Source organism: Rhizobacter sp. P2_H2, from assembly GCF_056403375.1.
Genome location: NZ_JBFUFP010000905.1, coordinates 1 through 2271 on the forward strand (window position 1 = coordinate 1; position 2271 = coordinate 2271).

Annotated in this window: 3 protein-coding genes; 1 reads left to right on the forward strand and 2 read right to left on the reverse strand. The window is 70.5% G+C overall.

Annotated elements, in window-relative coordinates:
• Positions 1-1045, forward strand: a 1045-nt coding sequence (locus AC1D15_RS28055) for a PEP-CTERM sorting domain-containing protein (protein WP_477828589.1), incomplete at its 5' end; no start/stop codon positions are given.
• On the opposite strand, the gene ispF is transcribed toward AC1D15_RS28055, so the two are convergent.
• Entirely contained in the window at positions 1035-1538 is a 504-nt protein-coding gene (ispF, locus tag AC1D15_RS28060) for a 2-C-methyl-D-erythritol 2,4-cyclodiphosphate synthase (RefSeq protein ID WP_465112575.1), read from the reverse strand. The genes AC1D15_RS28055 and ispF overlap by 11 nt on opposite strands.
• A complete protein-coding gene (gene ispD / locus AC1D15_RS28065) occupies positions 1538-2230 on the reverse strand; it encodes a 2-C-methyl-D-erythritol 4-phosphate cytidylyltransferase (RefSeq protein WP_477828590.1) in 693 nt (230 codons plus the stop codon). The genes ispF and ispD overlap by 1 nt, the downstream gene beginning before the upstream one ends.
• Positions 2231-2271 lie beyond the last annotated feature (41 nt).

Sequence of the window (2271 nt, forward strand, 5' to 3'; positions counted from 1 at the left end):
CAACGGCTGGTCGTCCGACGACAGCTACATGGCCTTCGTGACCGGTGCCGACGGCATCGGCCTGACCAGCATCCCGACGCTGGGCGGCAGTTGGAACCAGGCGACCGGCATCAACAACCAGGGCTGGGTCGTCGGCACCTCGTCGATCAGCGGCAACAACGGCGACGCACCGGACGACGTCCGCGCCTTCGTGATGCAGGGCGCCGGTGCTACGCCGCGCAGCCTCGGGTCGAGCGCGAACAGCTTCGCCAGCCGCATCAACGCCAGCGGCCAGGTGACGGGCACCTTCGTCAACGCCGACGGCCTGCAGCGCGGCTTCGTCACGACGCCTGGCGCCGGCGCGATCCGGCCGATCGGCACGCTGGGTGGCGCGACCTCGACCGCGAGCGGCATCAATGCCGCCGGCACCGTGGCGGTCAGCGCCGAGAACCGCGTGCGCGGCGACGCGACCGAGCCGGTGCGCTGGCGCGGCGCCCTCGCCGATGCGAGCAACCAGGCGCTGACCGAGGTGCGGGTTCCCGGCTACGACTACGACAGCATCGACACGATCACGACCGTGTCGGACATCAACGACCGCGGGCAGGTGCTGAGCGGCGCCGCGAGGTTCTACGGCCCCGACGGCGGTGTCTACCTCACCGAAGCCAACGGTGCCGTGAAGCGGATCGGGCTGGAGCAACTGGTCACGTTCCAGGGGCAGGGTCGAGAGGAGTTCTATGCGGGGGGGCGCGCGATCAACAACCTCGGCCAGATCGCGGGCAGCTACACCTTCTCGCCCTACCTGTTCTCCCACGCCTTCATCACCGGCCCGGACGGCAGCAACCCGGTCGACGTCAACAGCCTGTCGTTCGTCAACGCCGATCCGTCGTTCAACGACCTCTTCCTGTATGCGAGCGACATCAACGACCGCGGGCAGTTCGTCGTCACCACGCTCGGCAGCCGCGCGTTCCTGGTGACGCCGGTGCCGGAGCCGGCGGTGGTGCTGATGATGGCGTGCGGGCTGGGCTGGCTGTTCTGGCGACGCCGGGAGGCTTCGCTCAGGGCTTGATCAGCAGGCACACGGCGCGCGCCTCGATGGCTTCGAGGCGGCCGACCGGGCCCATCTTCTCGGCCGTCTTGGCCTTCACGCTGACGCGGTCGACATCGAGGCCGAGCGCGCCGGCCACGCGCTGGCGCATCGTCAGGATGTGCGGCGCCATCTTCGGCTGCTGCGCGACGATGGTGCTGTCGACGTTGGCGATCTCCCAGCCCTCGGCACGCACGCGGCGCGCCGCCTCGGCCAGCAGCGCGAGCGAATCGGCGCCGTGGAACTGCGGGTCGGTGTCGGGGAAGTGCTTGCCGATGTCGCCGAGCGCGGCGGCGCCGAACAACGCATCGGTCAGCGCATGGCACAGCGCATCGGCATCGGAATGGCCGAGCAGCCCGTGCGTGTGCGGGATCTCGACGCCGCCCAGCACCAGCTTGCGGTCGGCCACCAATTGGTGCGTGTCCCAGCCCTCGCCGATGCGCATCGCCGGCAGCTTGTTGCGGTTCGGGTTCATCAGCGCGTCCTCAGCAGTCGTTCGGCCAACGCGAAGTCGTCCGGGTAGGTGATCTTCAGGTTCTCCAGCGCGCCGCGCACCAGCAGCGGCGAGCGGCCCTGCGCCTCGATCGCGCTCGCCTCGTCGGTGACCTGGGCGCCGGCATGCAGCAACGCCTCGCGCAGCCGGCCGATACGGAACATCTGCGGCGTCTGCGCCTGCCACTTGTGGCGGCGCTCCAGCGTCGCTTCGCTGCGGCCCTGCACCTCGTGCTTCAGCGTGTCGGCCAGCGGCAACGCCAGCAGCCCGCCGACCGCATCGTGCAGGCACACGTCGATCAGGCGGTCGATCCATTCGGGGCGCACCAGGCAGCGCGCGGCGTCATGCACCAGCACCCAGTCGTCGGCGTGCGCGCCGCGCGCCAGCAGCTCGGCCAGCCCGTTGGCCACCGTCTGCGCGCGGGTCTCGCCACCGACGCGCGCGGCCCAGCCGGTGAAGCCGGGTGCATGCGATTCGAACGCGGTGTCGGTAGGGCTCAGCACGACCAGCACGTTCGCGAGCCGCGCCACCTGCGCGAGTGCGGCGAGCGTGTGCGAGACGACGCTCGCACCGGCCAGTGCCGCGTACTGCTTCGGCCCGTTCGCCGCGGCACGCTCGCCGACACCGGCGCACGGCACGAGGGCGAACAAGCGGGAGGGGGAAGAAGTCGACATGGGGCGCGAAAAGGTGGCGAATTCTATAATCGGCACTGCCC